The organism is Streptomyces sp. NPDC051555 (assembly GCF_044454405.1).
Taxonomy (GTDB): domain Bacteria; phylum Actinomycetota; class Actinomycetes; order Streptomycetales; family Streptomycetaceae; genus Streptomyces.
In genome coordinates, this window is record NZ_JBITDP010000096.1 from 1 (window position 1) to 2,413 (window position 2,413).

General features: G+C 62.7%; 3 protein-coding genes and 1 pseudogene. 1 reads left to right on the top strand and 3 read right to left on the bottom strand.

Annotated elements, in window-relative coordinates; translation table 11 throughout:
• Positions 1-211 (top strand): annotated as a pseudogene (locus ACIBEA_RS44395) (hypothetical protein); the annotation flags it as partial.
• Positions 212-337: 126 nt separating this feature from the next.
• Here ACIBEA_RS44395 and ACIBEA_RS44400 read toward each other — a convergent pair.
• The 3 genes from ACIBEA_RS44400 to ACIBEA_RS44410 all read right to left on the bottom strand — a co-directional run.
• On the bottom strand, positions 338-760 hold the full coding sequence (locus ACIBEA_RS44400; RefSeq protein ID WP_399270245.1) for a phage tail protein: 423 nt from the start codon (positions 758-760) through the stop codon (positions 338-340).
• Positions 761-1,026: 266 nt separating this feature from the next.
• On the bottom strand, positions 1,027-2,139 hold the full coding sequence (locus tag ACIBEA_RS44405; protein ID WP_399270247.1) for a phage tail sheath family protein: 1,113 nt from the start codon (positions 2,137-2,139) through the stop codon (positions 1,027-1,029).
• A 67-nt stretch (positions 2,140-2,206) separates the two neighbouring features.
• Positions 2,207-2,413, bottom strand: a 207-nt coding sequence (locus ACIBEA_RS44410) for a transposase (protein WP_399270249.1), incomplete at its 5' end; no start/stop codon positions are given.

Below are 2,413 nucleotides of genomic sequence, written 5' to 3' on the forward strand. Positions count from 1 at the left end.
CGCGACCGAACGCTTCCTGGAGTTCTCCGAGAAGTGGGGCACCAAGTATCCGGCCGTGATCAAGATGTGGTCCGACGCCTGGGCCGAAATGGTGCGGAGTGGCCTTGATACGGCTGGTCGCCGCGTCTCGGCGGCCAGCTGCGTCACCGCCGTCGGTGAGTTCGTCATCCTCACGGCTGTAGACCCGCTCGCCGACGGTCACGGCATCTGAGGGGAAGGTCGAGGCCCGGGCTCCCGGAGCGGGCCCGGCCCGCACGGTTCAGAGCAGGAGACCGCTTCTGGCCGTGTGGAAGATCCGGGGCTGGCCGGTGTGTGCGGGCCGGTCATGGCCTGCAGGCTATTCGATGGTGATGTCGTCGTAGGTGAGGGTGACGGTTTCGGTAGCGGGGTCGTTGCTGCCGGCGTCGAGTGCGGGGCCGGACCACTGGGTTGCCCAGGCGTTGTGGAGGTGGACGCGGCGGACGGGCTTCTTCTGGGGGTCCATGATGGTGATGGTGATGTTCTGGCGTGCGGTGGCGACGTTGTTCTCGAGTGATTTTTTGACCCAGTCGGTGAACACTTTGCTCTTGTCCATGCCGCGGGTGACGGTGATTTCGCCGGTCTGGCGGGCGCCGGGCTGTTTGTGGATGACGAGCTCTCCGGTGGAGGTGACGTAGCGGGTTTCGGAGACGTCCTGCCCGTAGGTGACGGCACTGACACTCTGGACTGTTTCAACCTGGAAATTGCCCATTTCGAGGCCGAAGACGTAACTGATCAGCATATCGCTAGGTGTGCTCATGTCGGGGTTCTTTCTCTGCGCGTTCTGCCGAACGAAGGGGTGTGGGGGTTCCGTTGTGGCGGTGATCTGTTTGACGGCGGTGGGGTGTCCCAGTGCTGAGAGACATATGGTCCGCGCGGGCCGGTTTTCACCGTGGGGCAGGGCGGGCACACAGTGCCCGCTTCCGGCGGGACCGCAGGGGTGAAGGGGTCCGGCGGGGCGGACAGACCGTTACTGTGCGCGGGGGAGGGGAGGGTGGTCTGTCCGGGTCAGCTGGTGAGCTGCTGGATGCTGATCTGGACGAACTCGGCGGGTCTGACCGGCGCGATTCCGATATTGCAGAAGACCGTGCCCGGCTGGTTGCTGTCCTGGTTGGTCTGGTCGCACTGGACGTAGAAGGCTTCGGCGGCGGTGGCGCCTTTGAGGGCGCCGTGCCGCCACTGGCTGGTGAGGAAGGCGCCGATGTCACGGCGCAGGGAGGACCACAGGCGTTCGTCGTTCGGCTCGAACACCGCCCACTGGACGCTGTCCTTAATGGAGGCTTCAAGGAAGCAGACGAGTCTGCGGACGTTCAGGAATTTCCAGTCCGCGAGTGCGGTGTCAGCGGCGGCTGCGGTGCGGGCACCCCATACGACTACTCCCCTGCCCGGCATCACGCGAAGGCAGTTGACGCCAACGCTGTTGAGCGTTCCGACCTTGTCGGGCGCCAGTGCGAGCGAGACATCGGTGACTCCGTTGAGTGCGACGTTGGCGGGAGCTTTGAACACGCCGCGTTCGCCGTCGACGCGTGCCCACACGCCAGCAATGTGACCGACTGGAGAGATCGTATCCGGCACTTTGTTGCCGCCTAATCCTGTTCCTGCCCCTACTGGTTTTACCCAGGGGTGGTAGAAGGCGGTGAATTCCTTGAATTCTCCGGTAATTCCGACGCCATTCAGCGGATCCTTCTCCATTTCTTGCGTCATGGCGCCTTGATCTGAGGAGAGGATCAGCATCCGATCCCCCATGTCCTTGCAGTGGGTAGCCAGCGCATTTAGGAGGGCTTTGTCGGTGGATAGGGCCGAGTCCGGTACGGCGATGATCTGCACATTCTTCATTTTCAAATTAGCGACGGCAGTAGCGCCGCTGACTTCGCCTCTCGCTACAAGATGGCAATGGGATCCGCCATTGTCGAAGAATCCCTTAACCGCCGCCTTCTCCTTTGCGTTCAAGGATTTAGTGCGGTCATCGTTGGGATCGGCCGGGTATGTAAGTAGTTCCTTTCCCCCTGCCGCATCCGTTACCAGGAATGCTGCTGTGCTGGTTCCGGCGGCGGTGATGGGGTGGGATCCGCTGGAGAGTTCTTTGATCGTGACGCCCGGGACGGCGATCTTATCGGTCATGGCGGGATTCCTGTCTGTGGAGAGGGGGTCTGTAAAGTTTTCGGTGTAGCTGGGTTGGTTTGTAGGCTCAGATTCGGTTGTTGGTGAGGCGTCCGTCGAAGGCGATGTCGAAGGCCTGGAGGGCTCGCTTCCAGCGGGTGGTCCAGCGTTTGCGTCCTGTGCCGGTCGGGTCGAGGGATATCACCGCGAGGTAGACGCACTTCAGAGCGGCGTGCTCGGAGGGGAAGTGGCCGCGGGCCCTGACCGCCCGGCGGATCCTCGCGTTGACGGACTC

Excerpts from the sequence above, each read along its gene's own strand:
- ACIBEA_RS44405 (WP_399270247.1), bottom strand. The coding sequence starts at position 2,139 with ATGACCGATAAGATCGCCGTCCCGGGCGTCACGATCAAAGAACTCTCC.
- ACIBEA_RS44400 (WP_399270245.1), bottom strand. The coding sequence starts at position 760 with ATGCTGATCAGTTACGTCTTCGGCCTCGAAATGGGCAATTTCCAGGTT.